The organism is Cohnella sp. SGD-V74 (assembly GCF_003001675.1).
Lineage (GTDB): Bacteria > Bacillota > Bacilli > Paenibacillales > Paenibacillaceae > Cohnella.
On the sequence record NZ_PVYW01000003.1, the window covers coordinates 156,885 to 182,457 of the forward strand.

Genomic DNA, 25,573 nt, shown 5'->3' on the forward strand with positions numbered 1-25,573 from the left:
TATTGTACCACGACTGTCAAAGCGATGAAAAATCGGTCGATCTCGCGGCGCTTCAAGAGCGAAGATGTCGGAAATGCGAGGCGTCAGTCTCGCTTAGTTGGCCGTCTGGGTCTCGCCGAGAGAGTCCGTCAGGGCGCGCAGCGCCCGTTCCATCGTCCGCCTCGTTCGCTCGTCCCGCGGAAAGCCCTCGCCCCTCCACAGCGCATCCAGCATGACGGAGGAAGGCAGCTCGGGCAAATGCGCCGCGGGAGCTTCGGGAAACAGCGCCAGCCAGCCGGAGCGGTCGCGAAACGGCTGATCCCGGTTCGCAATCCACGCGCTGCGAATCGTCCGGCGTTCGGCTTGCCCGTACAGTTCCGCGCAGGCCGCTTGCCTGCGGGGCGACCATTTGGCCGGATAGCAATCGGCCGCGAGCAGGACGAGATCGGCTGTGCGCAGCACGAAATCCATCGTCGCGGGATGCTCCCACCGGCTGGAGACGTCCAGCAGCACGAGCGGCACGCCGAGTCTGCGAATCCACTTCGCCAGCTCTTTGCCCGGCTCGCGGTTGACGGCAGACTCCTCTCCGGGATGGAGCGGATAATAGGCCGCCGCCCCTTCACGCCAGGCGGGCGCCGCAGCTTGCCTCCCATCTGCGCGGACGAATACGGCGCTCCTCGGCATCCGTCTCTCCCCGTTGAGAAGAGCGTACAGCTCCGCCTCGCCGCCGGGACATTCGACCAACGCATGCGCCTTGCCCTGGCTGCCGAGCGCCGCGGACAGAGCGAGCGCCGCGAAAGTCGCTCCCGCCCCGGGGTAGGCGGACACGAGCGCAACGACTCGCGTGTCGGAGCGCTCCTGATCTTGCCCTGCGAGATGCGGCGCGGGAAAGCCGTCCAGGCCGACAAGATCCAGCTTGATCCGGTTCAGCTCGTCAAGCAGCTCATCGGCGGAGCGCGGTCTGTCCGCGGGATCTGTCGCCAGCATGCGGCCGAGCAGCAGCGCAAAGTCGGCGGGCACGTCCTCCTGCAGCGCCTGCGCCATCGTTCCGCGATGACGCATGGCGAAGCGGCCGCCCGACAGGAGAAAATACGCCAAGGCCCCCAAGCCGTACAGATCGGTGCGTTCGTCGGACTGCTCGCCCCGCAGCTGCTCCGGCGCGGCGAATCCCGGCGTTCCGAGCTGCAGCGTGTCGCTCGTCTTGTTTTCGCGGTAGCGGCGGGCAATGCCGAAGTCGACGAGAATCGCCTTCTCCCCCTTGCCCAGCAGCACGTTGGCGGGCTTCAGGTCGCGGAAGACGACGGCCGGAGCCTGCGCGTGCAGATAGGTCAGCACGTTCGCCAGGTCGATCAGCGCGTCGAGCACGAACGGAAAGCTCAGCCGCAGCCCGTATCGTTCGAAGCGCTCGGCCAGCGTATCCCCGGCGACGTATTCCATGACGATGCAGGCGACGCCGTCCGCGTCCGGCGGATAATAATCGACGATGTCCGGCAGATGGGGGTGGTCCAGCTCGCTGAGCAGCTGCGCTTCGGGCAGGAACGAGCGGCGCTCCTCCGGCAGCGGGCGCGTCAGCTTAAGCGCCCTGGCCTTTCCTCCGAGCCGCGTGTCTTCGGCCAAGTAGACCCGGCCCATGCCTCCTTTGCCGATCGGCCTCTCGATCCGGTAACGATCGCCGAACAGCTGCCCCGGCGCCAGAATTAAGCCGTGCGCATGCGAATTGTCCACGTTAACTCTCTCCTCTTCTCGTCCCCGCGCGGACCGGTTAACGCAAATAACCCGCACCCGGTTCCGGAGCCCGCGAACATAACGTTCGGAACTCCGGCCGAATGCGGGATGCTTTCCCGACGGCGGACTTATTTTCTTTTCACCCATATTGTAACTTCTTCGCGGTTATGGAACAACTGCTTCACTTGACGAATGTCGAAAAAGCGGCCGTACTCCTCCGTCAAATCGTCGATCGTCTGCAGCGGCTTGCGGTACATCAGCTTCAGCGTAATGATTCCCGAGCCTCCGGCGGTAATCGACGGGGCCAGCTCCGAGACGATCCGGCTCGTATGATGGGGATCCCAGCTCATGTCGCAGACGAACAGATCGAACGTTCCCGGCGCGAACGAGACGTCGGCCGCATTGCGCCGGATATGGCGCAAGTTCGGGTGAACGACGAGAGACGGGTCCATCTCGGCCGGATCGACCGCCGTCACCTTCAGCCCGCGCTCCAGCAGCACCGACGTCCATCCGCCCGGGGCGGCGCCGAGATCGAGCGCGTTGGAGAACCGGTCGAGCGGCAGATTAAACGTCCTCTCCGCCTCCAGCAGCTTAAACGCCGCGCGCGAGATCAGACTGTCGTCCTTGCGGAAACGAACCGCGCCGCCCGGCCAGTCGGACAGATTGTCGCGCGGCTTGGAGCAGCCCATGTAGAGCTTCTTCTTCGACGCGTAGATCGAGACGATCCAGTCCGCCTCGCGGGCGACGACTTCCGCTCCGAGCCCGGAGACGATCGGCACGATCGCGTCCCGGCCTTCCGCCGACGAGAATGGGAACGGACTGTTTTGTTCCTTGCGGACTTGGATTGCAACCTTCGCGCCTTTCAGCCTCTCTTCCAGAGTGGCGGCGAACGCTCTCATGCGCTCGGCCGTCGCCTCCGGGTCGCCCGTCGCTTCGCTCTCGGCCTCGACCGGAAACAGGTGGCGAAGGAACACCGGCTCCTTGCGGCGCAACTCCTTGAGCGTCGCCTCCCGTTCCTGCTCGCCGATTGCGATCAGGAACGTCTCGCCCGGCGCGAGTCCCGATACTTTGAGGCCGGGAAACCGCCGCCTAAGCTCATCCATGGCGTACGGGGCGAAGCCCGGGTTGGACGTGCAGACGAAGTCGGTCATTCGCCGCTCTCCTTCCGGACTTCGATCCAGGGCCGATCGTGCGTCCAACGAATGTCGATCGGAAGATCGTAGGCTTCCTTAAGCTTGTCCGGCGTCAGCACGTCCCTCTTCAAGCCGGAGGAAACGAACCGGCCTTCCGCCATGAGCGCGACGTGCGTAATGACCGGAATGATCTCCTCGATATGATGCGTGACGTAGAGCAGGGAAATGTCGTTCTCGGCCAGTTCGGTCAACGACTGCAGAAACTTCTCCCGCTCATACAAATCCAGCCCTGCGCACGGTTCGTCCAGAATGAGCAGACGAGGAGAAGCCATCATCGTGCGGGCCAGCAGCGCCTTCTTGCGCTCGCCCTGCGACAAGGTGCCGAACGGCTGCTCCGCGTACGCGCCGAGGCCGACTCGCTTCAGTTCCTCGTAAGCTCTCTCCTTCACTTCTTCGGGCACTTCCTCGTAGAAGCGCAGGAAAGCGAACGCCCCGCTGGCGACGATCTCCCACAGCGGGTCTCCGAGCTCCATTTTCTCGATCAGCGCCGGACTGATATAGCCGATCTGCCTGCGCACTTCCCGCACATCCACCGTTCCGTATCGGTTGCCGAGCACGTCGACGGTGCCGGAAGTCGGAAACTGATAGGCGGTCACCATTTCCAGAATCGTCGATTTGCCGCAGCCGTTGCGTCCCAGTATCGCCCAATGCTCCCCCGGGTTTACTTTCAGATCGACGCCGCGCAAAATATCGCGCCCTTCACGCCGGAATGTCAAGCCTTGCAGATGAATCATAAGTTCTCTCTCGCTTTCCTCAGCAGTTCCACCAGCTCCACGACGGAGGGGAAACGGTAATGTTTGCTCCATGCGCCGTTGTTGCGCTTGACGATCAGGCACGGCACACTTTCTATTTTCAGCAGCTGCGCCATCTCGGGCATCAGGTTCAGGTTCGCCCGCGCGACAGGCGTCTCGGGGACGAGCTCCGTCGCCACCGCGAGCATGCGCCCCGCCGCCTGGCAGGTGCCGCACAGCGGCGTATGGACGAACAGGGCCAGCGGGGTCGGCGAGAACGTCCACTCCCGCTTCCAGTTCCCCGGCTCCCACTCACGCATCCGGCCGCGCCTCCGCGGCTTCCCGCAGCACGGACGGAGGCATCGGGCCGTCGTGAACGTCGACGCCTTCCGGATTCGCCGCGCGGAGGTCTCTTACCATGTTCGCCCGCCCCAGCATGCTGGAGGAATGAACGTAAATGCGCTTCGGGTATTTGCCCGCCGCGATCAGGCCGTGCACGACCGTCAGCCCGTTCGGCTGGCCGAAGCCGAGCTCGTAATCGAGCGACAAAATATCGACTTCGCATTCCGTCAGCAGCAGCAAGCACTCCTGCGCCGAACGCGCCGCGACGAAGCCGCGCGGACAAGGTCGAACGTCGTCCAAATAAACGTTGATCATCCTTCTTCCTCCCCCAACCATCGCCTGACCCGCTTCACTTGCTCCCGATGCGTGCCGTCCGGGTCCGCAGGCGTTTCCATAATAAGCGGAACGGCGCGCAGCTCGGGCGTGCGCAGCAGTTCCTCGAACTGCTCCCGGCCGATCCTGCCTTCCCCGATCGCCGCATGCCGATCCTTGCGCGAGCCGGATGGGTACAGCGAATCGTTCAAGTGCACCGCGCGTACGTGCTCCCACAGCCCCAAGCCTCTGGCGCGTTCCGCGAAAAACTCCCATTGCCCCGGCTTCCACTCGCCGCTGGCGAACAGATGGCAGGTGTCGAGGCAGAAGCCGATTTTGTCGGGATGCTCGGCGAGCGAGCGGATTTGCGCCAGTTCCTCCGGCGTCGTGCCCATCGGGCCGTGGTCGCCGGCTTGATTCTCCAGCAGAATCAGCGCCCGACCCTGCCAGAGCGCCGTGACGCTGTTGATCCACTGCAACATGTTGCGGTAGCCCTGCAGCGGGTCAGCGCCCTTGTAGGTTCCGAAATGGACGACGACGCCGATCGAGCCGCAAGCCTCCGCGATCTGCAGATCGTTGAGCGTGCAGAGCGCCATTCGCTTCGCCGTCTCCCCTTCGGACGCGGGGTTGACGGGATACGGGCCGTGCCCGATCGATACGATGCCGCGCTCCCGGCACCAGGCGGCGCACCTCTCGGCATCGCCGCGCTCGAACGCTTTCGGCTGCAGCGTTCTCGGGTTTTTCGGAAAATACTGAAAGCAGTTGCCCCCGATCGCCGCCGCGTGTTCCGCTGCCGCGCGATAACCGCGCCGCGTGCTGACATGGCTGCCGACCCTGCTCATTCAAGCTTCCCGCTGGCAATTCGGGCAGTAAAACATTTTGCGCCCGCTCAGCGTCTCTTGGCGAATCGGCGTTCCGCAGACGTCGCACGGCTCATCCGGACGATCGTACACAAGGCACCTCTCGTTGTAGCCGCCGGTCAGCTGATCGCCCGGCGTCAGCGGATGATCCATATAACCGCCCGCCTCCTTCGCCTCGGTCAGCACCTTGTGCATGGCGCGGTACAGCCGCTCCGCTTCTTCTTCAGTCAGCTTGTTCGCGGCCGACGCAGGATGCAGCTTCGCTTCGAAGCATATTTCGTCGCTGTAGCAGTTGCCGATGCCCGCGATGAAATGCTGGTCCGTCAGCGCGGTCTTCAGCTTGCTCCGCTTGGAAGACAGCAGCTTGCGGAACGCTTCCGGCGTCAGCCGCGGGTCGAACGGCTCGGGACCGAGCTCCTTCATGCGCTCGATTGCGGTCTTGGCGGATATCCGGTGCAGGTACCCGAGACGCAGCCCCCCGAAGTAGAGCGAATGGCCCCCTTCGAACGTCAGGATGACCTGGAAGTGGCTGTCCGGCTTCGGACCTTGCTCCCCGTATGCCATCCAGCCTCCCAGCATCAGGTGGAGCAGCAGGCGATTGCCGTCGTCCAGGTGGAACAGCAGATGCTTGCCTCTGCGTTCCACGAACAGAATCGTGCGTCCGGCAAGCTCTGCCGCGAATTCATCCTCGGGTTCGTTGATCGACGCCGCGCGGTTTACTGTGGCCTTCGCGATTTTCCGGCCGCTGACAAGCGAAGACAGCTGTGTGCGGTAATGCTCCATTTCCGGGTATTCCGGCATGTTGTTGACTCCCTTTCCTTGGGTTGACGCTATGCGCTTAGGTTATCTTAAATTCTTGCGTACAGAAAGTGCTCCAGCTGCTCCGGTCCCGCGCAGACGACGTCGGGATGCACGCCGGCTTTGGCGCAATGGGCCCCCCAGTTGTCCGCGTCGCACAGTCCCGTCAGCACGAGAATCGACGGACAGCCCGCGCCTCGCGCGGCGGCCAGGTCGGTGTACGGGTTGTCGCCGATGACCCACGTATTCTGGGGCTTCGTGCCGGATATTCGCAGCGAATAATCCATCAATATGCGGGAAGGCTTGCCGATGACGACCGGCTCTACGCCGGTCGCCGCCTGAAGCGGCGCTCCGATGCTGCCCGCGCCGGGCAGAAAGCCGCCGTCTATCGGCAGCAGCCGGTCCGGATTCGTCTGCACGAACGCGGCTCCGCCGAGCAGATGGTTGACGGCCTCGGCAAGCCGGTCGTAGGTAAGCTGCCTGTCCAGTCCCTGCACGACGATGTCCGCCGGTTCGCCGCGATCGGCCAGTCGCAGGCCGGCGCTCAGAAGCGCCTCCCTCAGTCCTTTCTCGCCGATCGCATATACGGCCGCTCCCGGGTAGTTCGCCCGGGCGTAATCGGCGGCGGCCATCGCCGAAGTCGCGATTCTCTCTTCCGGCGCCTCGATGCCCATCTCTCTTAAGTGTTCCGCCACTTCGCCGGGCGTACGCGTCGAATTGTTCGTCACGAACAAACTTAGCATGCCCCGGCTTTGCAATCCGGAGATCAGCTTCCCCGCTCCCGGCACCGGTTCGTTCCCCCGGTACAGCGTGCCGTCGAGATCGAACAGCAGCGCTTCGGGAGCCGGGTAGTCGTCTATCGGGTTCAGTATCCGTATCAAAGCCGTCCTACTTCCTTTCGCGCGACACCTTGTCCCTCAGTCTCGCTATTCTATGCTGCAATGCCGCCCTCTCCGCATCGCGCTTGACCTTGTCCCGCGCCAGAATGCCGCGCCTGACGGCAAGCTCCAGCGCTCTCTCGGCATAAGTTAATGCCGTTAACAACTGCTTGTCGCGATGCTCGTAATGCATCGCCAGCTCGATATGCGCCTCGACCGCGGGAGCGGCGGCGCCCTCCGCCGTCTCGGCGAATTTCCGCCACAGCGGAAGCGCCCGTTCGAAGCGGCCCGCCTTCTTGTATCTGGCAGCCAGCGGCAGGCTCCAGCCCGCTTCGCCGGCTTCTTCCCGCTCGGCCAGCCGCTCGAACAACCGTTCGGCCACTTCCGTCAAGCCGTGCTGCTCCAGCCATGCCGCGGTACGGAACAGCTCCTCGCTCTCCAGAATCGCCTCCTCGTCGCCTTCCCCGTCCAGCAGACGGCCGAAATGGACGGCAAGCGACGCCAGCGTCAATATATCTTTCTCGTTGTGCGCGTACACGCCGTGCAGATGCTCCGGATGGCCGTCGCTCAAAAATTGAAAATAGAGCGTCGGCGCGAGCGAGCCCGGCACATCGTCTTCTCTGCGGACGCCCAGCCTCGCTTCCTCCACGGTGCCCAGTCGGCACGAAGGCAGCGTCTTCCGCCACAGCGCCCGGGAAGGATGCAGGAAATCCAGATGGCCCGGCGACTGCCCGCTCTTGCGCCAGCCGTTCAGAATGAAGCGGTTGGCGAGCACCGGCCAGTCGAACGTGCGGCCGTTGTAGGAAACGATGTGCGTCTTGTCCTTCATTCGATCCAGCAGGTAGGTCAGCATCGCCCGCTCCTCGCCCGGATGGCGGATGAGCGCCTGCTCGACGATAAAGGCGCTGGCAGCATAGTAGCCGAAGCCGACCATAAACGGCACGTTGCCTGCGCCGACGCCGAGTCCGGTCGTCTCGGTGTCGAGAAACAACAGCCGGTACGGGTCGATCGGCCCGCTGCTCCCGTTCTGGCGCTCGGCGATCGGGAGCAGGCTTCCCGCCCGCGCGAGCAGCTCGCCTAGCTCATGCTTACCATGATGGTAAGGCAGCGGATACGCGATGCGGCGAAGCAGGAACGGGCCGGCTTCGTTCTCCTCGAGCCCGACGCCGATCGCGCCGAAGCCCGCAGGCAGCGCGGGTCGCTCCGTCTGGGTCGGAGCAGGAGGCTCGCTCCGCGGAGCGGCCGGTTCGGGCGTGCCGCGCAGACGGTTCAGCCTGTCCCGCAGCCCGCTCATGCTTTCATCCCCTGCAGCAGCGACATCGCCAGCTCCTTGCCCAGCAAGCCGACTTCCTCGATCGGTCCGACGCAGGCCGGACAGCCGCTTAAGCATCCGCAGCCGCGAATGAGCCGCTCCGCTTCCTCCAGCAGCTCTCCGTGCTTCTCGTACAGCCTCTGGCTAAGCCCGATGCCGCCCGGGTAACGGTCGTAGAAGTAGATCGTCGGCTGCTTCGTATGCGTCGCCTTCACCTGCGGCACGACGCGGATGTCGAGCGGGTCGCACATCAGATGGAGCGGCGCCAAGTGAATCAGCACATTCGCCAGCCCGAGCAGCGCCATCTGCATGTCGTTGGCGCTGCGCTTGGCCGACTCCTCTTCCGAGAACGAGAACCAGTACCCGCTCGTATGCAAAATTTCCTCCGGCAGATGGATGGGACCGGAGCCGATGTTCTCGTGCGTGCGCAGCCGAATTTTCTTGAAAATCGTCGGCTTGGCCATTACCGTCACTTCCCCGAATTGCCGATGCAGGGCCCCGGTCGTCGCCTCAAGGTCGACGTGCAGCACCTTCAGCTCCACCGCCATGCTCGCATCCGTAAAATAGTCCACGTTCACTTCGCGCACATAAGCTTTTTTCTCCGGATAGTCCAGCTTCTCGACCTGATACTGCACGCCTTCGTGGAGGTAGATCGCTTCTTCGTGGATCAGCGTCGGCGCGCTGAAACGATCGACCTCGCCGATGACGCGGTGCCCCTCCGTCTGATCGATGATGACGAAGTTCTCCTGCGCCGCCGAACGAAGCGAGATGTTGTGGGCCGGGAACGCCTGCTCCATCCAATACCAGCGGGTGCCGACCTTGTGCAGCACCTTCTCCTCGGCCAGAAATTCCAGCAGATCCGTCAGCTTCTCGCCGCCGAACGTATCTCCTTCCTCGAACGGAAGCTCGTAGGCGGCGCATTTCAGATGGTCCAGCAAAATAAGCAAATTATCGGGATGAATGCGGGCTTCCTCCGGCGGACGTCCGAGAAAATAATCGGGATTCTGGATCAAGTATTGATCGAGCGGATTGCTGCTGGCGACGAGAAACGTCACCGAGCTCGTTTGCCGTCTGCCCGCGCGTCCAGACTGCTGCCACGTGCTGGCGATCGTGCCGGGGTAGCCGTTCAGCACGCACGCCTGCAACTGGCCGATGTCGATGCCGAGCTCCAGCGCGTTCGTGCTGACGACGCCGCGAATCTCGCCGCTGCGCAGCCCTCGCTCGATCTCCCGCCGCAGCTTGGGCAAGTAACCGCCGCGATAGCCGCGGATCGTCTTCGAGCCGAGCTCGTGCTTCACCGTCTCCTGAAGGTAGGTGAGCAAAATTTCGACGCGCACGCGGCTGCGCGCGAACACGATCGTCTGGATGCCGCTCTTCAGCAGCAAAGCGGCGAGCTTCTGCGATTCCAGCACGCTGCTTCTGCGGATGCCGAGCTGCTTGTTGACGACGGGCGGATTGTAGAACACCATATGCTTCTCGCCCGTAGGCGCTCCGTTGTCGTCCACGAGCGACACCGTCTCGCCGATCAGGCGCTCGGCGTGCTCGCGCGGGTTGCGGATCGTCGCCGAAGCGCACAGAAACTGCGGATCGCTGCCGTAGAACCGGCAGATCCGCTTCAGCCTGCGAATCACGTTGGCCACATGGCTGCCGAACACGCCGCGATACGCGTGCAGCTCGTCGATGACGATGTATTTGATATTTTCGAATAGCTTAACCCATTTCGTATGATGCGGCAAGATCGCCGAATGCAGCATATCCGGATTCGTGACGACGATGTGTCCGGCGTTGCGGATCGCCTGCCGCACCGTCGGCGGCGTATCTCCGTCGTATGTATGCGTCTTGATGTCCGCTTCCATCAGGTTGGCGAGCTCCTGAAGCTCCGCCACCTGGTCCTGGGCGAGCGCCTTCGTCGGAAACAGATACAGCGCCCTGGCGCTGTCGTCCTCCAGCAGACGCTGCACGACGGGCAGGTTGTAGCAGAGCGTCTTCCCCGACGCAGTCGGCGTAACGGTCACGACGTGGCGTCCGGCGGACACCTCCCGGAACGATGCGGCCTGGTGCGTATAGAGCTGCGTGATGCCTTTGCTCCCCAGCGCCCCGGCCAGCTTCGGGTGAACGGTGACGGGCAGCTCGGCCGTGCGGGCCGGTTTCGCCGGCTCGGTATGCCAGAACGTGACGTTGTCCATCAGCTCCCGCTTGCTTCTGAGCAGCTCCAGCCACTCGTCCACGGACTCCGCCTTTTGCGTATACGGATTCATGGCAATTCTCCTAAATATACAGGTATAATCCCATTGTACAGAATACATGTTCGTGCGGCAATGCCCGGTTCCGGCCAACGTTCGACAAATCGGCCGCCCATCCGTCTGACGAGACCCCTCGATTCGTAACGATCGGGGCTGTTGCGACATTTCGTGTCGGCTCCTGCGCTTTCCCGGGAAAGTATTATTTCCTCGCCGCCGCAAGACGCAAGCTCCCCGCACGGCCTCTGGAGCGGCTCGTCGGGGAGCTTGCGGGTTGTTGCTTTTCCGTTCGGCGTCCGGGAGCTTGCAGGTTGATGCCTTTCCGTTCAGCCTCCGGGAGGCTCGTTGGGTTCCGGATGTTGTTGCTCAATCCACTGATCCCTTCACACGTAAGGAGCTTCCCAGGCTTTCTTGTGCCAGCCAATGTCTTCGGCGATGACGTTCAGCTGGCGATCCAGCCTTACCTCCGCGCGATAGGGCCAATCCCGCTCTCTCCAGAAACGCAAATCCGTCCACGTGACGAGATAGTCTCCGTTGGCCTCTTCCTTCCAGCTTGCGTACGCCCGTTTGGCGAACCCCTTCAGCGTCTGAACCGAGGATGAGCGCCGACTCGCTTCGATGCACTCGTGGGCAGCGGCATGCGGCAGATGCTTGCACGGCAGCCACCGCCTTCCCGCGATGCTTCCCATCTCGTAACCCGAATCCGTCTGAACGAGAAACTGCCAGCGAAACCACCACAACCCCGGCAGCACGTGAACGGCCAGCGCTCGGCGGTATCTTCTTCTGACCCGTCTCGCCACGATGGCATGATGGGCGATCCGCCATCCGACGTACGCCGCCGTAATCGACCACGCTCCCGCGAATAGCCATGGGGAAGCGTCAACTCCGCCCGGCAGCGAGGCGACGATCGCTCCGGCGTGTACGGCGACGAGGAATGGATCGGTCAGGCAGATTGCGTCCAGATGAAGCCATTCCTTGCGAAACGGCAGCAGAAATTGAACGCCGTACGCGTTCGTCCAATCAGACAGAACGTGAATAGCCACCGCCAGCAGAGCAAAGCCGAACAGCAGAAGCGCATGCTCCCCCGTCCCCCATATCCATGCGGCCAGAGCGGCGAGTCCTCCCGCCCATACGGGCCATACGGGAAGCGCGTGGCTGATGCCGCGGTGGTGCTTCAAATAAGCGTCCTTGCCCCTCAGTCTCACGACAGCGTCGAAGTCCGGGGCCAGAGAGCCGGCGACCGAGACGGTCAGCACGGCTGCCGCCAAGTATGGATCGGCAGCGACGGACGGAAAGAACAGAGCTGTGCCCGCGAGCGTAACGCCGAACAAAACGTGCGAACCCGTATCCAAGCCGATGTCTCCTCTCGAATGCCTTTTTTCTTGGTACGGCTTCAGGTTACATCAGCTCTGTTAGGGAGAGGTCAGCGCGGCGTAAGCAACGTATTATTTTCGGAACGGAACGAATATCGTCGCAGCTTCGCATCCATACTATTCGACGGGCATGCGTCCATATCGTACAACACGAAGGAGCGATGAGAACGATGGCAAAACCCGACGACCGTTCGGATAACGCGGAGAAGCTGGAGGAAGCCGTTCAGAACACGATAGAGAACTTGGAGCAATCCGAGCACTATCTGGACGAGCATTCCGTCGAGCTGTCTCCGGAGGAATCTTCCACGCTGCGGCAGAAAAACGAAAATCGCCGCGCGGCGATCGACAGCCTGCGCAGCGAAATTCAGGACGAGCAGGAATACTCGGAATAGCTGAAGCGAAAGCCGCAGTCATGGGGCTGTCCCATAAGTACCTGCCGGAGGACAGCCCCATCTCTCATGCTCTCGAAAACGACTCCAGCTTCACCGAACCTCCCGTTCACGTGCTCTAACCAGACTCAACCGGCTTACAGCTCGTCCAACCTCCGTTTACGTGCTCCAACCAGACGCAATCGGGTTACAGCTCATCCAACCTCCGTTCACATGCTCTAACCAGACTCAACCGGGTTACAGCTCATCCACCCCACGTTCACGTGCTCTAACCAGACTCAATCGTGTTACAGCTCATCCAACCTCCGTTCACGTGCTCTAACCGGACTCAACCGGGTTACAGCTCATCCAACCTCCGTTCCACGTGCTCTAACCAGACTCAACCGGCTTACAGCTCATCCAACCTCCGTTCCACGTGCTCTAACCAGACTCAACCGGGTTACAGCTCATCCAACCTCCGTTCACGTGCTCTAACCAGACTCAACCGGGTTACAGCTCATCCAACCTCCGTTCACATGCTCTAACCAGACTCAACCGGGTTACAGCTTCACCAGCCCGCCGTTCGTCCGCCCACATTTTGCTCAAGAAGGCAAAAACAGCCCAAAAGAAAGAAATAGCGGTGCAAGGTGGTCTTCCCCCTTCAGCACCGCCATTTCTTCATTTTCGTCGATTCATTCATCAAGTGAGCTGTCTCTTAGCAAGGCGAGCAAGCCTACTTTTGGAACAGACTCTTCGTTGCGGACGCTCCGTCCGCGATCAGGCTTTCTCCACGTTGAAGTATTGCGCCTCCGGATGAGCGAACACCATTGCCGATACGCTCGCTTCCGGCTCCATCATGAAGCCTTCGGTCAATTCGACTCCGATATCTTCGGGCTTCATCAACGCGAACAACGGACCCTGATCCTCCAAGTCCGGGCAGGCAGGGTAGCCGAACGAGACGCGGATGCCCTGATAGCGGGCGCCGAAGCGCTTCTTCATCGTCATGTCGGCCGGGTCCGGGAAGCCCCAAATGTCCCTCATCATATGGTGAACGCGTTCCGCCAGTCCTTCCGCCACTTCGAGCGCGGTTGCCAGCAGCGCATGGGAGCGCAAGTAGTCCCCGTTCTCCTTCCACTCTTCCGCTTGCTCGCGAGCGCCTTGACCGGCGGTCACGACGAGGAAGCCGACGTTGTCCATCACGCCGCTGTCCACCGACTTAAGGAAGTCCGCCAGACAGAGGAACGGCTCCACCTGCTGCCTAGGGAACGTGAAGCGGTGCAGCACCTTGCTCGTATCCGCCGGATCATAGATCAGAATGTCGTTGCCGTCGGATTGCGCCGGGAAGAACCGGTACATCGCCTGAGGGTTCAGCCAGCCCTTCGTCTGGGACTGACGCAAAATCTCGTCTACCGTTGCCTTCAAGTTGACGGTTCTCTCATCCCCTGCGGCCAGCAGCTCGTCGACGTTGCCTTTCAAACCTAGATGATGCCCGAGCAGCATCTGCATGTTGACGTAGGGCAGCACGTGCGGAATCGGATAGTCGCGCAGCACGTGGCGGTCGTAGTCCGGCGGTGCAAATACCGGAGCGTCCTGCGAGATGCTGGAACGCCGCGCGCGCGACGCTTCCGGCAGCTCCTTCGCGGGCTTGTCGGTTTCCTCCGCCAGCTTCGCCTGGGCGGCCCAGTGTTCCTCGATGATGCGAGCCCGATGTCCGGGATCGCTCAGCTTGTTGGCTAAATCCAGTCCTTCCATCGCGTCCTTCGCGTAGAGAACGACGCCTTCGTATTCGGGCGCGATCCGGTTTTTCGTGAACTTCCTCGTCAACGCGGCGCCTCCGACGAGAATCGGGGCGTCGATGCCGGCGGCGCGCAAGTCCTGCGCGGTGACGACCATCTGCTGCGCGGATTTGACGAGCAGACCGGACAGTCCGATGGCGTCGGGATTTTCCTTGCGAACCGCTTCGACGATTTGATCCGGCGGCACCTTGATGCCCAGATTGACGATCTGGTAACCGTTGTTGGACAAAATAATCTCGACGAGGTTTTTGCCGATATCGTGCACGTCGCCCTTAACAGTAGCGAGCAGAATTTTTCCTTTAACGGCGGATTCGTTCTTCTCCATATGCGGCTCAAGCTGCGCTACGGAAGCCTTCATCACTTCCGCGCTCTGAAGCACCTCCGCCACGATCAGCTCGTTGTTGTTGAACAAGCGTCCTACTTCCGTCATTCCCGCCATCAGCGGACCGTTAATGATGTCCAGCGGCGCGTATTTCTTAAGCGCTTCGTCCAGATCCGGAGCCAATCCGTCCTTGCTGCCCTCGACGACGTAATTCGCAAGCCGTTCCTCCAACGTCAGGTTCTCGACCTTGATCTTCTTCTCGACCTTCTTGTCGCGGAACGCCGCGACAAACGCGGCCAGCGTATCGTCGTTCGTCTCGTACAGCAGCTGTTCGGCCAGCTTGCGCTCATGATCCGGGATCGAAGCGTATCGCTCCAGCTTCTCCGTGTTCACGATCGCATAGTCCAGACCCGCTTTCGTGCATTCGTACAGAAACACGGAGTTCAGCACTTCGCGTCCGGCTTCCGGCAGACCGAAGGAAATGTTGCTGACGCCGAGAATCGTCTGGCACGCGGGCAGAACTTGCTTGATCAGCCGGATGCCCTCGATCGTCTCCTTCGCGGAGCCGATATACTGCTCGTCGCCGGTGCCGACCGGGAACACAAGCGGATCGAAAATGATATCCTCCGCCTTTAAGCCGTACTTGTTCACGAGCAAGTCGTGCGAACGAATCGCCACGTCCCGCTTGTCTTCGCGCGAGATCGCCTGCCCTCTCTCGTCGATCGTGCCGACGACGACGGCAGCTCCGTACTTGTGGAGAATCGGAACGACCTTCTCGAACTTCTCTTCGCCGTCCTCAAGATTAATGGAGTTAATAATCGATTTGCCTTGAATGTATTTCAGCGCCAGGTCGATGACCGCGGCGTCGGTCGTATCGACCATGAACGGCACTTTGACCTTCTTCGTCACGAAGTCCAGAAACAGCTTCATATCGGACGCCTCGTCCCGGTCCGGGTCCTGCACGCAAATATCGATGACATGGGCGCCCGTCTTTACTTGCGCTCTGGCGATTTCCGAAGCTTCCTCGTATTTGCCTTCGGCGATCAGCCGTTTGAACTTACGGGAGCCGAGCACGTTCGTGCGCTCGCCGACCATGTACGGACGGCCGTCGTTCTCGATGTAGACCGTATCGATGCCGGATACCGCAGGCGGATGCTCGCCTTCGATGCTGCGGGGAGCGACATCCTTCATCGCATCGGCGATGGCCGCGATATGAGCGGGAGTCGTGCCGCAGCAGCCTCCGGCTACGTTCAGCCAGCCCTGCTCCGCAAAAGCGCGCAGCTTCTTGGCGAGCGAATCCGGCGATTCATGATAGTGGCCGTTCTCGTCGGGCAGCCCTGCGTTCGGATAACAGCTGACGGCCGTCTTCGCTATGGAAGACAGCGTGCGGATATGATCTCGCATGAACTCCGGTCCGGTCGCGCAGTTCAATCCCATCGACACCGGGTTCAGATGCTCGAGCGAAATGTAGAAAGATTCGATGCTTTGGCCGGCGAGAGTCGTGCCCATCGGCTCAATCGTCCCGCTGATCATGATCGGCAGCTCGCGCCCCGTCTTCTTGAACGCTTCCCTAACGCCTATGCTTGCCGCTTTGACGTTGAGCGTATCCTGGCACGTCTCGATCAGGATGCAGTCCACTCCGCCTTCCATCAAGGCGACGACCTGGTCCTCGTAGTCCTGCACCAATTGATCGAACGTGACGCCCCCGGTTACGGACAGCGTTTTCGTCGTCGGGCCGAGCGCGCCCGCGGCGTAACGCGGTTTATCCGGAGTCGAATATTTATCGCAGGCTTCCTTCGCGAGCCGGGCCGCGGCCAGATTGATTTCACGCGCCTTGCCGGGGATATCGTACTCGGACAGCACGACCGCCGTCGAGCCGAACGTGTTCGTCTCGATAATATCGGCGCCCGCGGCCAGATATGCTTCATGAATCGAGCGGATGACGTCGGGTCTTGTCAATACGAGCAGTTCGTTGCAGCCTTCGAATTCTTCTCCTCCGAAATCTTCGGCCGTCAGATCCGCTTGCTGGATCATCGTTCCCATCGCGCCGTCCAGAATGAGAATTCTGGAGTCCAGAGCCTCTTGCAGAGACGGTTTACTTTGCGTTAAAGTCATAATTAAGTCTCTTCCCCTGTCTGTCAAATCATTAAACTCTATAGTAACAGAATCCGTAATGGACGAAAAGATACACATCGACAGGTTTTCGGAATTGGACTATAATAAAGGCATTAATTCACATTGGGAAAAGAGGGATTTAGCTATGGCAGAAATTCGCATCCGCAACACCAACGAAAGAATTTCCGGCGAGGAAGAGGTACGTGTGTTTCTGACGAAGCAGAACGTACTGTACGAACACTGGGACACGAGCAAGCTTCCGTCCGAGCTGTATGAGAAATTCGTGCTCTCCGACGAAGATAAGGCTCAACTGCTGGCTGCCTACGATACGGAAATTCGCGATCTGGCCGGCAGACGCGGTTACAAAGTATGGGACATCGTCGCCCTCTCCGAAGCGACGCCGAATCTGCCCGAGCTGCTCAAGAAATTCGAGCAGGTGCACACGCATACGGAGGACGAAGTTCGCGCCATTACGGCGGGACGCGGCATCTTCATCATTAAGGGCGACGATGAGACCGGATACTTCGACGTCGAACTGAGCGCCGGCGACGTCATCTCCGTACCGGAAGGCCAGCCTCACTTCTTTACATTGATGGAAAACAAAGCGATCGTAGCCGTACGCCTGTTCATCGAGCCGGCCGGCTGGGTTGCGGAACCGTTCGAAGACCCTGCTTTCGTGAAGTAATCCGCAGGCATGACAAAGGGCTATCCCCGATCGTCGGGGATAGCCCTTTGTGCGTTATAGCGCGACTCAACGTTTGCAGGTGCTGACGCCGAGCATGCGATACATCAGACAACTGCCTGCAAGCCCCGTCAATACGAACACAAGTCCCAGCAAACCGACGAATCTGATCCCGCCTTCCAGCACGAAGACGAGAGACAGCACGCCCAGGCCAATCACGATACGCGTCATTCTATCGATCGTTCCGACGTTTTTCATTCCAATTCCTCCGCATGATCAAATTGAATTCTTTATCATGTTAAGAGAAAGCGGAACGCGCTTCCGTGACTAAGTCACGAAAGCGCGTCGTTTACCGCGAATTTAAAGTACGAATCAGTTCGGGAAGCTCGGTCAAGCTCTTGATCTCGTAGGACGGAACGATATCGTCGTTCCGGATCGCGCCGTGTCGGTTAATCCATACGGACGTCATGCCGATCCGGTTCGCGCCGAGAATGTCGGTCGTCAGCTTGTCTCCGATCATGATCCCTTCGTCCGCCGTAATCCCGATCTGCTCCAGCGCATGGGCGAACAGATTGGAGGAAGGCTTGCCCTCGCCGAAGTTGCCGGAGATGACGATTGCGTCGAAGTACGGAATCAGATCGGGCATGCCATCCAGCTTCTCCTGCTGAAGATCCGGGGATCCGTTCGTCAGCAGCAGCAGCTTGTACGACTCCTTCAATTCGTCCAGCACGGCGAACGTCTCGTCGTAAACGTACTTAAGCTTTCTTCTCTGGGCAGGGAACATCTCGGCGAGCTGTACGCCCAGACCCGGGCTGTCCACGCCTACCGCGGCCAGTCCCTTGGTCCAAGCGTTCTGGCGGTAGCCGGGAGCCAGCTCCTGAAGCTTGCGGAACATCGGGTGCTCTCCGCGCTCGAACTTGCCCCACAACGCCTCGAACGGATTGATGCCGATCATCTGCGTAAATCCGAAAGTCTCAAAAGTCTCGTACAGAGTTCTCGCTTCGCGACGCACCGCCGCCTCCAATTCCCGCTCGTCGACTCCCGTCGCCTCGGCCGCGTATCGGCACGTAGCCTGGAAAGCTTCGCTTACGCTTCTATCGTCCCATAGCAGCGTATCGTCCAAATCAAACAGTACCGCTTTAACCGACATTTCCCGTTCCTCACTTCGTCTTGAATTCGTATTCGACTTGATTGACTTCCGCGTAAACTTTAAGCCGCTCGGCCATTTGGGCGATCGGGTAACGGTTCATGAACTTGGAAAACACCCAGTTCGTCCCTTTGACGGATTCGACGAGGACGTAGCCGGGCTGAACGACGATTTTGCGAATTTGCGAAGGACGCAGCGTCTTGTAGCCGGTGAACTTGCGCGTCTCCAGCGTATCGCGGCTGACGGCCAAGTAAGGACGTCTGAAATAATAGAAAACCGCGAGCAGAACGTAACATCCGATCGTCACCCAGAACAGCGTCGGATCTTGAAGGAACTTGTCCGACCAAGGCTGCGACAGCACAATGTAAAACGCAATCAGCAAAACAAGCAGCGTCGGAATAACGTAATTCCGTCCCCGAAAGCGGTCGATCTGCGGCGCGTTAGGGGCAATTCCCCTTTTGCCTTCCTTTTTGCGTTTTTTGTTGATCTGCTTCGTGTTCTTCGACACCATGCGTTCCCAAGAGCGGGACATAGATTTCCTCCTCGTCACATTACGGCCGACGATTGAGAGCCTTGCGATCCGTTCGGCTCTTCGTCGACTCCTTGCGGTTTCTTCCGGTTGCTCGTTTATCGTTAATGCTTGATCGGGGGCTCGTCGACGATCTCGATCCGATCCAGCTCTTGACGGAAGTTGCTTTTGAATATCGACAAATATTGCTTGCGCAGACGGTCTCGTTCCGCGACTTCCTGTTCGCTCAAGCCTTCTTTCTTGCTTTTGCGGGATAATTCGTTAATCCGGTTAATCAACTGATCCATCTCCATCGGTGTCTCACTCCCCTTTTCGCATCTTCTCTACTTTGCCATTTTCGCCGACAGCTTGTCAAGAATTCCGCGGCTCGATCGGGCTTTGCTCCGCAGATTTGCGCTTATTGAGACTCTTTCATTAAAAACAGCAAAAAAGACCGGAGCTCCGGTCTTGGATTTGGTATCGATATATGGGAGGTTAAGGCAAAATTTTCGCGGGAAAGATGAGCTGCTGTCCGCTTTGCAAGTCGGGAGCGGATAGTCCGTTCCTCTCCATAAGAACATGCACGGCTTGCCGCGTGTCGATGGCAGGATCCTTATAGGTTCGAGCGAGTTCCCACAGCGTATCTCCGCTGTCGACGGAGATGACGATCTCTTCGCTCGAAGCCGGCGCAAGCTCGCCGGTAGAAGCGAACGAGCGCACAAGCGTAAAACCGCTGAACAGCAGAAGGAACGCCACGAGCGTGAACACGCCTCTAGCCGCTTTCCAATTTGCAGAACCTTGTTCGCGTTTCTCGCCGCGAGTATATGTCATCCGAGTCGTATCATGCAGCTTCGTTGCAGCCGGCGCTCCTGCCGGAACCCAAGTATGAACCATTCCGCTCACCCCAAACGTTTGTTCTGGTATTAGATTAACACGAACACATGTTCATGTCAACGGTTTTCAGGAACGTTCGTTCTCTAGAACGAGTGTTTGTGCGAACTCGGGTTCTGTGTTATAATTTGTCATCATGAGCTATTTTAATAGGGAGGGTTTGGCGTGACCAAGATGTCCAGCCGTCAGAATTCCATACTTGAATTCATTAAGAACGAAGTCCGCGACAAGGGTTATCCCCCTTCCGTCCGCGAGATCGGAGAAGCCGTAGGGCTCGCTTCCAGCTCGACCGTGCACGGCCATCTCGATCGTCTGGAGAAGAAGGGCCTCATCCGGCGAGATCCGACCAAACCTCGCGCCATCGAAATTCTCGGCGACGACTACGATCCGGTCCACAAGCTTTCCTCTTCGGTGCGCCCGGTGCCGCTCGTAGGCAAAGTCACGGCAGGCGTGCCGATTACGGCTACGGAGAATATCGAGGATTATTACCCGCTTCCTGTCTCCATGGTAGGAGAACAGCCGGTGTTCATGCTGTCCGTCCAAGGCGAGAGCATGATCGAAGCGGGCATCCATAACGGCGATTACGTGATCGTGCGCCAGCAGCCGACCGCGGTGAACGGAGACATCGTCGTAGCGATGACGGAAGACAACGAAGCAACGGTCAAAACCTTCTACAAGGAACGCGACCACATTCGCCTCCAACCGGAGAACGTCAGCATGGAGCCGCTCCGCCTTTCCAACGTCAGCATTCTCGGCAAGGTAATCGGCCTCATCCGCTCCATCCACTAATCGCTCGACAAACAGCCTTGCGGATGAAGATCCGCAAGGCTGTTTCTTTTTTGCAAACAACCAATGTTTCTTTTGATAACAAAATTGCTATATACTGAATTCATTAACTTGTCAAAGCAGATAATCAGACTTCAGTTCTGGAAAGTTGGGAAACTTAAGGAACTTAAACCCTTGAAGACCTAAGTTTGTGGATACCCCACTCCTGCGTGGGCACTTGCATACCAGAAAAAATGAAAGGATGATCCGTATGCGATTTACGGCTGCAGTAACGAAGGAAGGTAAATGGTACGTAGCGCGTTGTTTGGAAGTTGAAGTGACCACCAAGGCGAGTCAATGGACGAAGCACTATCGAATCTGCGCGAGGCGCTTGAGCTGTATTTTGACGAGGATACTCCGATCGAGCCGTTTGTCTCCCCAATAATCGCTCCACTTGACGTTAAGATACGGTCATGACCCCGAAGTTTCCCGTTGTTTCAAGTAAAGATGCTGCAGCTGCGCTTGAACGAATTGGCTTTATTACTGTTAGTCAGCAGGGCAGCCATAAGAAAATGCGCCACCTCAGCGGTAAAGTTGTCATTATTCCGATGCACGATGAACTCGCAATCGGAACCTTAACTACAACAACAAAATTTATGGGGGCGTTCCGGGGCCATCGACGGAATAACCGCCCAGACTCCCCCGCAACGCCCCCAAACTCAAATCCCCATACCTCTTATCTTGCAACGATCTTCCCGCTTAATAATGCGTCAAATACTGATCGCGTTCCCACTGGTGGACTTGCGTGCGGTACATATCCCACTCGATTTCCTTCAGCTCGTAGAAGTGGCTGAGCGCGTGATCGCCGAGAGCGTCGCAGATGATGTCGTCGCGCAGCAGCTCGGACAGAGCTTCCTTCAGGTTGATCGGCAAGCTCGGGATGCCTTCCTCGATGCGTTCTTCCTCGCTCATCACGTAGATGTTGCGGTCGACCGGAGCCGGAGTCGGCAGCTTGCTGCTGATGCCGTCCAGACCTGCCTTGAGCATGACAGCCAAGGTCAAGTAAGGGTTCGCGGCAGGGTCCGGGTTACGAACTTCGACGCGCGTGCTGAGGCCGCGGGAAGCCGGAATGCGGATCATCGGGCTGCGGTTGCTCGCAGACCAAGCGACGTAACACGGCGCTTCATAGCCCGGAACGAGGCGCTTGTACGAGTTGACCGTCGGGTTCGTAATCGCCGCGATTCCGCGCGCGTGCTTCAAGATACCTGCCATAAAGTGGCGCGCTTCGCCGCTCAGGCCGAGCTTGTCGCTCGGGTCGTAGAAGGCGTTCTCGCCGCCGCGGAACAGCGACAGATGGCAGTGCATGCCCGAACCGTTCATTCCGAACAGCGGCTTCGGCATGAACGTCGCATGCAGGCCGTGCTGGCGGGCGATCGTCTTCACGACGAGCTTGAACGTCTGGATCTGGTCCGCCGCCTTAACCGCGGAAGCGTACTTGAAGTCGATCTCATGCTGACCCGGAGCGACTTCGTGGTGCGACGCTTCGATCTCGAAGCCCATCTCTTCCAGCGTAAGCACGATATCGCGGCGGCAGTTCTCGCCGAGATCCGTCGGAGCGAGATCGAAGTAACCGCCCTGATCGTTCAGCTCCGTCGTCGGGTTGCCTTTGTCATCGGTCTGGAACAGGAAGAATTCCGGCTCCGGGCCAACGTTCATAGTCGTGTAGCCCATTCTCTCGGCTTCTTCCAGCGCGCGCTTCAGAATGCCGCGCGGGTCGCCCGCGAACGGAGTGCCGTCCGGCATATAGATGTCGCAGATCAAGCGCGCGACCTTGTTCTCGGTCACCCAGGGGAACACGACCCAGGTGCTGAGATCCGGATACAGGTACATGTCCGATTCTTCGATGCGAACGTACCCTTCGATGGAGGAACCGTCGAACATCATCTTGTTGTCGAGCGCCTTCTCCAGCTGGCTGACCGGGATTTCCACGTTTTTGATCGAGCCGAGCAAATCCGTGAACTGGAGACGAATAAATCGAACGTTCTGTTCCTTGGCGATCCGGGTAATATCTTCGCGTGTGTAGGTCATGACAGCCTCCTAAAGCTTAAGAATAAATTATTTGTTCTTGAAAAAGCGGGAAAGTTCCCCTTGAATCAACGAGACTTGACCCGGACGCTTGCCCTGCATCAATTGCTGCTTCAGCATCCGATGCAGCTGCGAATCGCTCAGCTCGCGCCGTTTTACTTCGGACACTTCATTAATGATCGTGCCTTCGTTCTCGTCCTGACCGACCGGATTCATCACTTGCTTGATCCCCGCGATATTGACGCCCTTCTCGATCAACGATTTGATTTCCATGAGACGTTCTACGTCGTTAAAAGAAAACAAACGCTGATTGCCGTCCGTGCGGGCGGGCTGAATCAGTTCATGCTGCTCGTAATAGCGAATTTGTCGGGCGGTCAGATCGGTCAGCTTCATTACGATGCCAATGGGAAATAACGCCATATTCCTGCGAATCTCGTCGCCCATCTCATACCAACCTTCCAACTTGACTTGTTGTAATTGAAATCACTTTCATTGTACCTGCACCCCCAAAACATGTCAAGGAATGTAAGGTTTCTGGAAGCGATCTTTTACAAAAATCCGCGATTCCACAATTCCTTTAGCGCCAGCTTGACGGCAAACTTCACATGAGCGTAAGTCAGCCCGCCCTGCATGTACGCAATGTAGGGTTCCCGCACCGGGGCGTCGGCGGACAGTTCCAGGCTTCCCCCTTGGATGAACGTGCCGGCGGCCATAATGACGGGGTGCTCGTAGCCTGGCATATCCCAAGGCTCGGGCACGACGTGCGCGTCGACTGCGGCCGCTTTCTGGATCGCCTGAACGAAATGAATCAGAGGCTCCGCTCCGGCGAATCGGATCGCCTGGATCAGATCGGTCCGCGGGTCGTCCCAGCGAGGATGCGTCTCAAAGCCCATCTGCGCGAAAATGGATGACGCGAACACGCTTCCTTTCACGGCTTGTCCGACAAGCAAAGGCGCGAGGAACAGCCCTTGATAGATCGATCTCGTCGTGCCGAGCATCGCGCCCACTTCCCCGCCGATGCCGGGAGCGGTCATCCGGTAGGCGGCCAGCTCCACGAGCCGCTTGCGGCCCGCAATGTAGCCGCCGCTGGCCGCCAGTCCGCCTCCCGGGTTCTTGATCAGCGAGCCCGCGATCAGGTCGACGCCGACTTCCGTCGGCTCCTTCTCTTCCGTAAATTCCCCATAGCAGTTGTCGGCGAATAAGATCGCGTCCGGCTTCAGCTCTTTAAGGCGCGTTGCCATCTCCGCGATCTGCCCGATCGTGAACGAAGGTCTCCAGTCGTAGCCGCGCGAGCGCTGAATGGCGAACACCTTCGTCCTCTCGGTCGTCGCAGCGGCGACTCCTTCCCAATCTACGCCGCCATCGGCGAGCAACGGTACGATCTTCGTCGTCACGCCCCAATCGGCCAGCGAGCCGAGCCCGTCCCCGGGCTGGCCGATCACCTTGTGCAGCGTATCGTACGGCCGTCCGGTGACGAACAGAAGTTCGTCACCCGGACGCAGGCAGCCGAACAGAGCCGCCGAGATCGTATGCGTTCCCGATACGAGATGCGGCCTGACGATGGCGGCTTCCGCCCCGAAGACGTCCGCGTAGACGAGGTCCAGCACTTCCCTTCCGCTGTCGTTATATCCATATCCGGTGGAAGAGGCGAAGTGAAAATCGCTTACCCGATGCTTCTGGAACGCCCGGATCACTTTCCACTGATTGTTTTCCGCGATGCGGTCCAGCTTGCGAAACACAGCCTGGGTCTGCTCTTCCGCCGCCGCCTCCCACTGTTCCCATTGTTTTTCGTAATCCCCGATCTCAGATGCCTGCATAACGCTCCCCTTTGTTTCCCCTATGGTTCTATTGCGTATCCATGATGCGATACTCTTCCAGCTCTCGTCCCGCTCTCTCCATATCCGCCGGATTCAGCCGGACCGACAACAGCAGATGCTCCTCGTCCGTCTCCTGGCCCGTCACTTCCCCGACCCGATAAGCCAGCGACGTCAAATCCCCTCTCGAAGCCGGAATCCGGAACCTCGCGATCTCTCCGAGAATGCGGTCTTCGACGGCCGCTCGCAAGCGAGCCATATCCTGTTCGTCGTAGGCGCTGACGCGAATCGCGTCCTTGCCTCCGGCAAGCGCCCGGTCGGACTGTTCGGTCAGCAAATCGATCTTGTTGAACACGGTCAGCGTCGGCTTCCCGCCCGCGCCGAGCTCGCGAAGCACTTCTTCGACGACGGACATCTGCCGTTCCCGCATCGGAGACGACGAATCGACGACGTGCAGCAGCAGGTCGGCCTGCGCCGCCTCCTCCAATGTCGCGCGGAACGCCGCGACGAGGTCGTGCGGAAGATTCTGAATAAACCCGACCGTGTCCGTCAAAACAACCGTCTTCCCGCTCGGCAGCTCCAAGCTGCGCGAAGTCGGGTCGAGCGTTGCGAACAGTTTGTTCTCCGCCAGCACGTCCGCATTGGTGAGCTGCCGCAGCAAGCTCGACTTGCCCGCATTCGTATAGCCGACGAGCGCAACCTGCACGGCGCCGACCTTGCGTCTGCGCTCGCGGTGCAGATTGCGGTGAGCCGTCACCGCCTCCAGCTGCCGCTTGAGCTCGGTAATCCGCCGCCGGATATGACGGCGGTCCGTCTCCAGCTTCGTCTCGCCGGGGCCTCTCGTGCCGATCCCGCCGCCGAGCCGGGACAGGTTTTTCCCGTGTCCGGACAGTCTCGGAAGCAGATAGGTCAGTTGCGCAAGCTCGACTTGCAAAATCCCTTCCCTTGTCTTGGCCCTTCCGGCGAAGATGTCGAGAATGAGCTGCGTACGGTCGATGATTTTCAGATCCAGCGTCTCCTCCAGATTGCGGACCTGGGCGCCGGTCAGCTCCTGATCGAAAATCGCCGTCGTCGCGCCGTCCCGAATCGCGATATCCCGGATTTCCTGCGCCTTCCCTTTGCCGACGTAATACTTGTTGTCCGGGGAGTCCAAATTTTGCATCACGGAACCGATAACCTCGACCCCGGCCGTCTCCGCCAACGAGGCAAGCTCTTCGAGCGAGTGCTCCGGATCCGCCCCCGATCTCTTCACTTCGTCCGTGACCAAGCTGACGAGCAAAGCTCTCTCCCGGCCTGCCGCTTCCGTCTCGTATGCGCTTTGTCTCATCGCTATCCCT

At 59.5% G+C, this 25,573-nt stretch carries 25 protein-coding genes; 4 read left to right on the forward strand and 21 right to left on the reverse strand.

Features of this window, described 5'->3' with window-relative positions; genetic code table 11:
- Positions 1-93 precede the first annotated feature (93 nt).
- From B0G52_RS05640 to B0G52_RS05690, 11 genes are all read right to left on the reverse strand, one after another.
- Positions 94-1,704, reverse strand: a complete 1,611-nt coding sequence (locus B0G52_RS05640) for a serine/threonine-protein kinase (RefSeq protein WP_158223598.1) — start codon at positions 1,702-1,704, stop codon at positions 94-96.
- Positions 1,705-1,832: 128 nt separating this feature from the next.
- On the reverse strand, positions 1,833-2,855 hold the full coding sequence (locus B0G52_RS05645) for a 23S rRNA (cytidine(2498)-2'-O)-methyltransferase RlmM (RefSeq protein ID WP_094042559.1): 1,023 nt from the start codon (positions 2,853-2,855) through the stop codon (positions 1,833-1,835).
- The gene (locus B0G52_RS05650) at positions 2,852-3,631 is read right to left on the reverse strand and encodes an ABC transporter ATP-binding protein (RefSeq protein WP_094042560.1); all 780 of its coding nucleotides are present in this window, start codon (positions 3,629-3,631) and stop codon (positions 2,852-2,854) included. Before B0G52_RS05650 ends, B0G52_RS05645 begins: the two co-directional genes overlap by 4 nt.
- A complete protein-coding gene (locus B0G52_RS05655) occupies positions 3,628-3,948 on the reverse strand; it encodes a thioredoxin family protein (protein ID WP_094042561.1) in 321 nt (106 codons plus the stop codon). The genes B0G52_RS05650 and B0G52_RS05655 overlap by 4 nt, the downstream gene beginning before the upstream one ends.
- Positions 3,941-4,285, reverse strand: coding sequence for a cyclic-phosphate processing receiver domain-containing protein (locus B0G52_RS05660; RefSeq protein ID WP_094042562.1), 345 nt, complete (start codon positions 4,283-4,285; stop codon positions 3,941-3,943). Before B0G52_RS05660 ends, B0G52_RS05655 begins: the two co-directional genes overlap by 8 nt.
- Complete coding sequence (locus B0G52_RS05665) at positions 4,282-5,124, reverse strand: deoxyribonuclease IV (RefSeq protein WP_094042563.1); 843 nt, start codon at positions 5,122-5,124, stop codon at positions 4,282-4,284. Before B0G52_RS05665 ends, B0G52_RS05660 begins: the two co-directional genes overlap by 4 nt.
- A complete protein-coding gene (mutM, locus tag B0G52_RS05670; RefSeq protein WP_094042564.1) occupies positions 5,125-5,943 on the reverse strand; it encodes a bifunctional DNA-formamidopyrimidine glycosylase/DNA-(apurinic or apyrimidinic site) lyase in 819 nt (272 codons plus the stop codon).
- Between the two features lie 47 nt (positions 5,944-5,990).
- A complete protein-coding gene (locus B0G52_RS05675) occupies positions 5,991-6,821 on the reverse strand; it encodes an HAD-IIA family hydrolase (protein ID WP_233162402.1) in 831 nt (276 codons plus the stop codon).
- 7 nt (positions 6,822-6,828) lie between these two features.
- Complete coding sequence (locus tag B0G52_RS05680) at positions 6,829-8,112, reverse strand: ribonuclease H-like domain-containing protein (protein WP_094042565.1); 1,284 nt, start codon at positions 8,110-8,112, stop codon at positions 6,829-6,831.
- Complete coding sequence (locus B0G52_RS05685) at positions 8,109-10,388, reverse strand: DEAD/DEAH box helicase (protein WP_094042566.1); 2,280 nt, start codon at positions 10,386-10,388, stop codon at positions 8,109-8,111. Before B0G52_RS05685 ends, B0G52_RS05680 begins: the two co-directional genes overlap by 4 nt.
- Before the next feature lie 365 nt (positions 10,389-10,753).
- Positions 10,754-11,722 (reverse strand): metal-dependent hydrolase, encoded by a 969-nt coding sequence (locus B0G52_RS05690; RefSeq protein ID WP_158223599.1) that lies wholly within the window; start codon positions 11,720-11,722, stop codon positions 10,754-10,756.
- A gap of 191 nt (positions 11,723-11,913) precedes the next feature.
- Here B0G52_RS05690 and tlp point away from each other — a divergent pair, with 191 nt between their 5' ends.
- Positions 11,914-12,135, forward strand: a complete 222-nt coding sequence (gene tlp, locus B0G52_RS05695; RefSeq protein WP_094042568.1) for a small acid-soluble spore protein Tlp — start codon at positions 11,914-11,916, stop codon at positions 12,133-12,135.
- Positions 12,136-12,888: 753 nt separating this feature from the next.
- On the opposite strand, the gene metH is transcribed toward tlp, so the two are convergent.
- Positions 12,889-16,344: a methionine synthase gene (gene metH / locus B0G52_RS05700; RefSeq protein ID WP_094042569.1), complete on the reverse strand. Its 3,456-nt coding sequence runs from the start codon at positions 16,342-16,344 to the stop codon at positions 12,889-12,891.
- A 145-nt stretch (positions 16,345-16,489) separates the two neighbouring features.
- Between metH and B0G52_RS05705 the strand changes: the two genes are divergently transcribed.
- Complete coding sequence (locus B0G52_RS05705) at positions 16,490-17,029, forward strand: 1,2-dihydroxy-3-keto-5-methylthiopentene dioxygenase (protein ID WP_094042570.1); 540 nt, start codon at positions 16,490-16,492, stop codon at positions 17,027-17,029.
- A 66-nt stretch (positions 17,030-17,095) separates the two neighbouring features.
- Here B0G52_RS05705 and B0G52_RS05710 read toward each other — a convergent pair whose 3' ends face one another.
- From B0G52_RS05710 to B0G52_RS05730, 5 genes are all read right to left on the reverse strand, one after another.
- Positions 17,096-17,284: a YgaP family membrane protein gene (locus B0G52_RS05710; RefSeq protein ID WP_094042571.1), complete on the reverse strand. Its 189-nt coding sequence runs from the start codon at positions 17,282-17,284 to the stop codon at positions 17,096-17,098.
- A gap of 91 nt (positions 17,285-17,375) precedes the next feature.
- A complete protein-coding gene (locus B0G52_RS05715) occupies positions 17,376-18,176 on the reverse strand; it encodes an HAD family hydrolase (protein WP_094042572.1) in 801 nt (266 codons plus the stop codon).
- A gap of 10 nt (positions 18,177-18,186) precedes the next feature.
- Positions 18,187-18,705: a hypothetical protein gene (locus tag B0G52_RS05720; protein ID WP_094042573.1), complete on the reverse strand. Its 519-nt coding sequence runs from the start codon at positions 18,703-18,705 to the stop codon at positions 18,187-18,189.
- 101 nt (positions 18,706-18,806) lie between these two features.
- Positions 18,807-18,995, reverse strand: coding sequence for a DUF896 domain-containing protein (locus B0G52_RS05725; protein WP_094042574.1), 189 nt, complete (start codon positions 18,993-18,995; stop codon positions 18,807-18,809).
- A 181-nt stretch (positions 18,996-19,176) separates the two neighbouring features.
- Entirely contained in the window at positions 19,177-19,575 is a 399-nt protein-coding gene (locus B0G52_RS05730; protein WP_094042575.1) for a LysM peptidoglycan-binding domain-containing protein, read from the reverse strand.
- Between the two features lie 162 nt (positions 19,576-19,737).
- Between B0G52_RS05730 and lexA the strand changes: the two genes are divergently transcribed.
- Together lexA and B0G52_RS36580 are read left to right on the forward strand one after the other, a co-directional pair.
- A complete protein-coding gene (gene lexA, locus B0G52_RS05735) occupies positions 19,738-20,361 on the forward strand; it encodes a transcriptional repressor LexA (protein WP_094042576.1) in 624 nt (207 codons plus the stop codon).
- A gap of 449 nt (positions 20,362-20,810) precedes the next feature.
- Positions 20,811-21,191: a type II toxin-antitoxin system HicA family toxin gene (locus B0G52_RS36580; RefSeq protein WP_094042577.1), complete on the forward strand. Its 381-nt coding sequence runs from the start codon at positions 20,811-20,813 to the stop codon at positions 21,189-21,191.
- On the opposite strand, the gene glnA is transcribed toward B0G52_RS36580, so the two are convergent.
- From glnA to hflX, 4 genes are all read right to left on the reverse strand, one after another.
- Entirely contained in the window at positions 21,097-22,425 is a 1,329-nt protein-coding gene (gene glnA / locus B0G52_RS05750; RefSeq protein WP_094042578.1) for a type I glutamate--ammonia ligase, read from the reverse strand. The two genes, B0G52_RS36580 and glnA, sit on opposite strands and share 95 nt — an antisense overlap.
- A 27-nt stretch (positions 22,426-22,452) precedes the next feature.
- On the reverse strand, positions 22,453-22,866 hold the full coding sequence (locus B0G52_RS05755; protein ID WP_094042579.1) for a MerR family transcriptional regulator: 414 nt from the start codon (positions 22,864-22,866) through the stop codon (positions 22,453-22,455).
- 104 nt (positions 22,867-22,970) lie between these two features.
- Complete coding sequence (locus B0G52_RS05760) at positions 22,971-24,239, reverse strand: methionine gamma-lyase family protein (RefSeq protein ID WP_094042580.1); 1,269 nt, start codon at positions 24,237-24,239, stop codon at positions 22,971-22,973.
- A 28-nt stretch (positions 24,240-24,267) separates the two neighbouring features.
- Positions 24,268-25,563 (reverse strand): GTPase HflX, encoded by a 1,296-nt coding sequence (gene hflX / locus B0G52_RS05765; protein ID WP_094042581.1) that lies wholly within the window; start codon positions 25,561-25,563, stop codon positions 24,268-24,270.
- Positions 25,564-25,573: the final 10 nt, after the last annotated feature.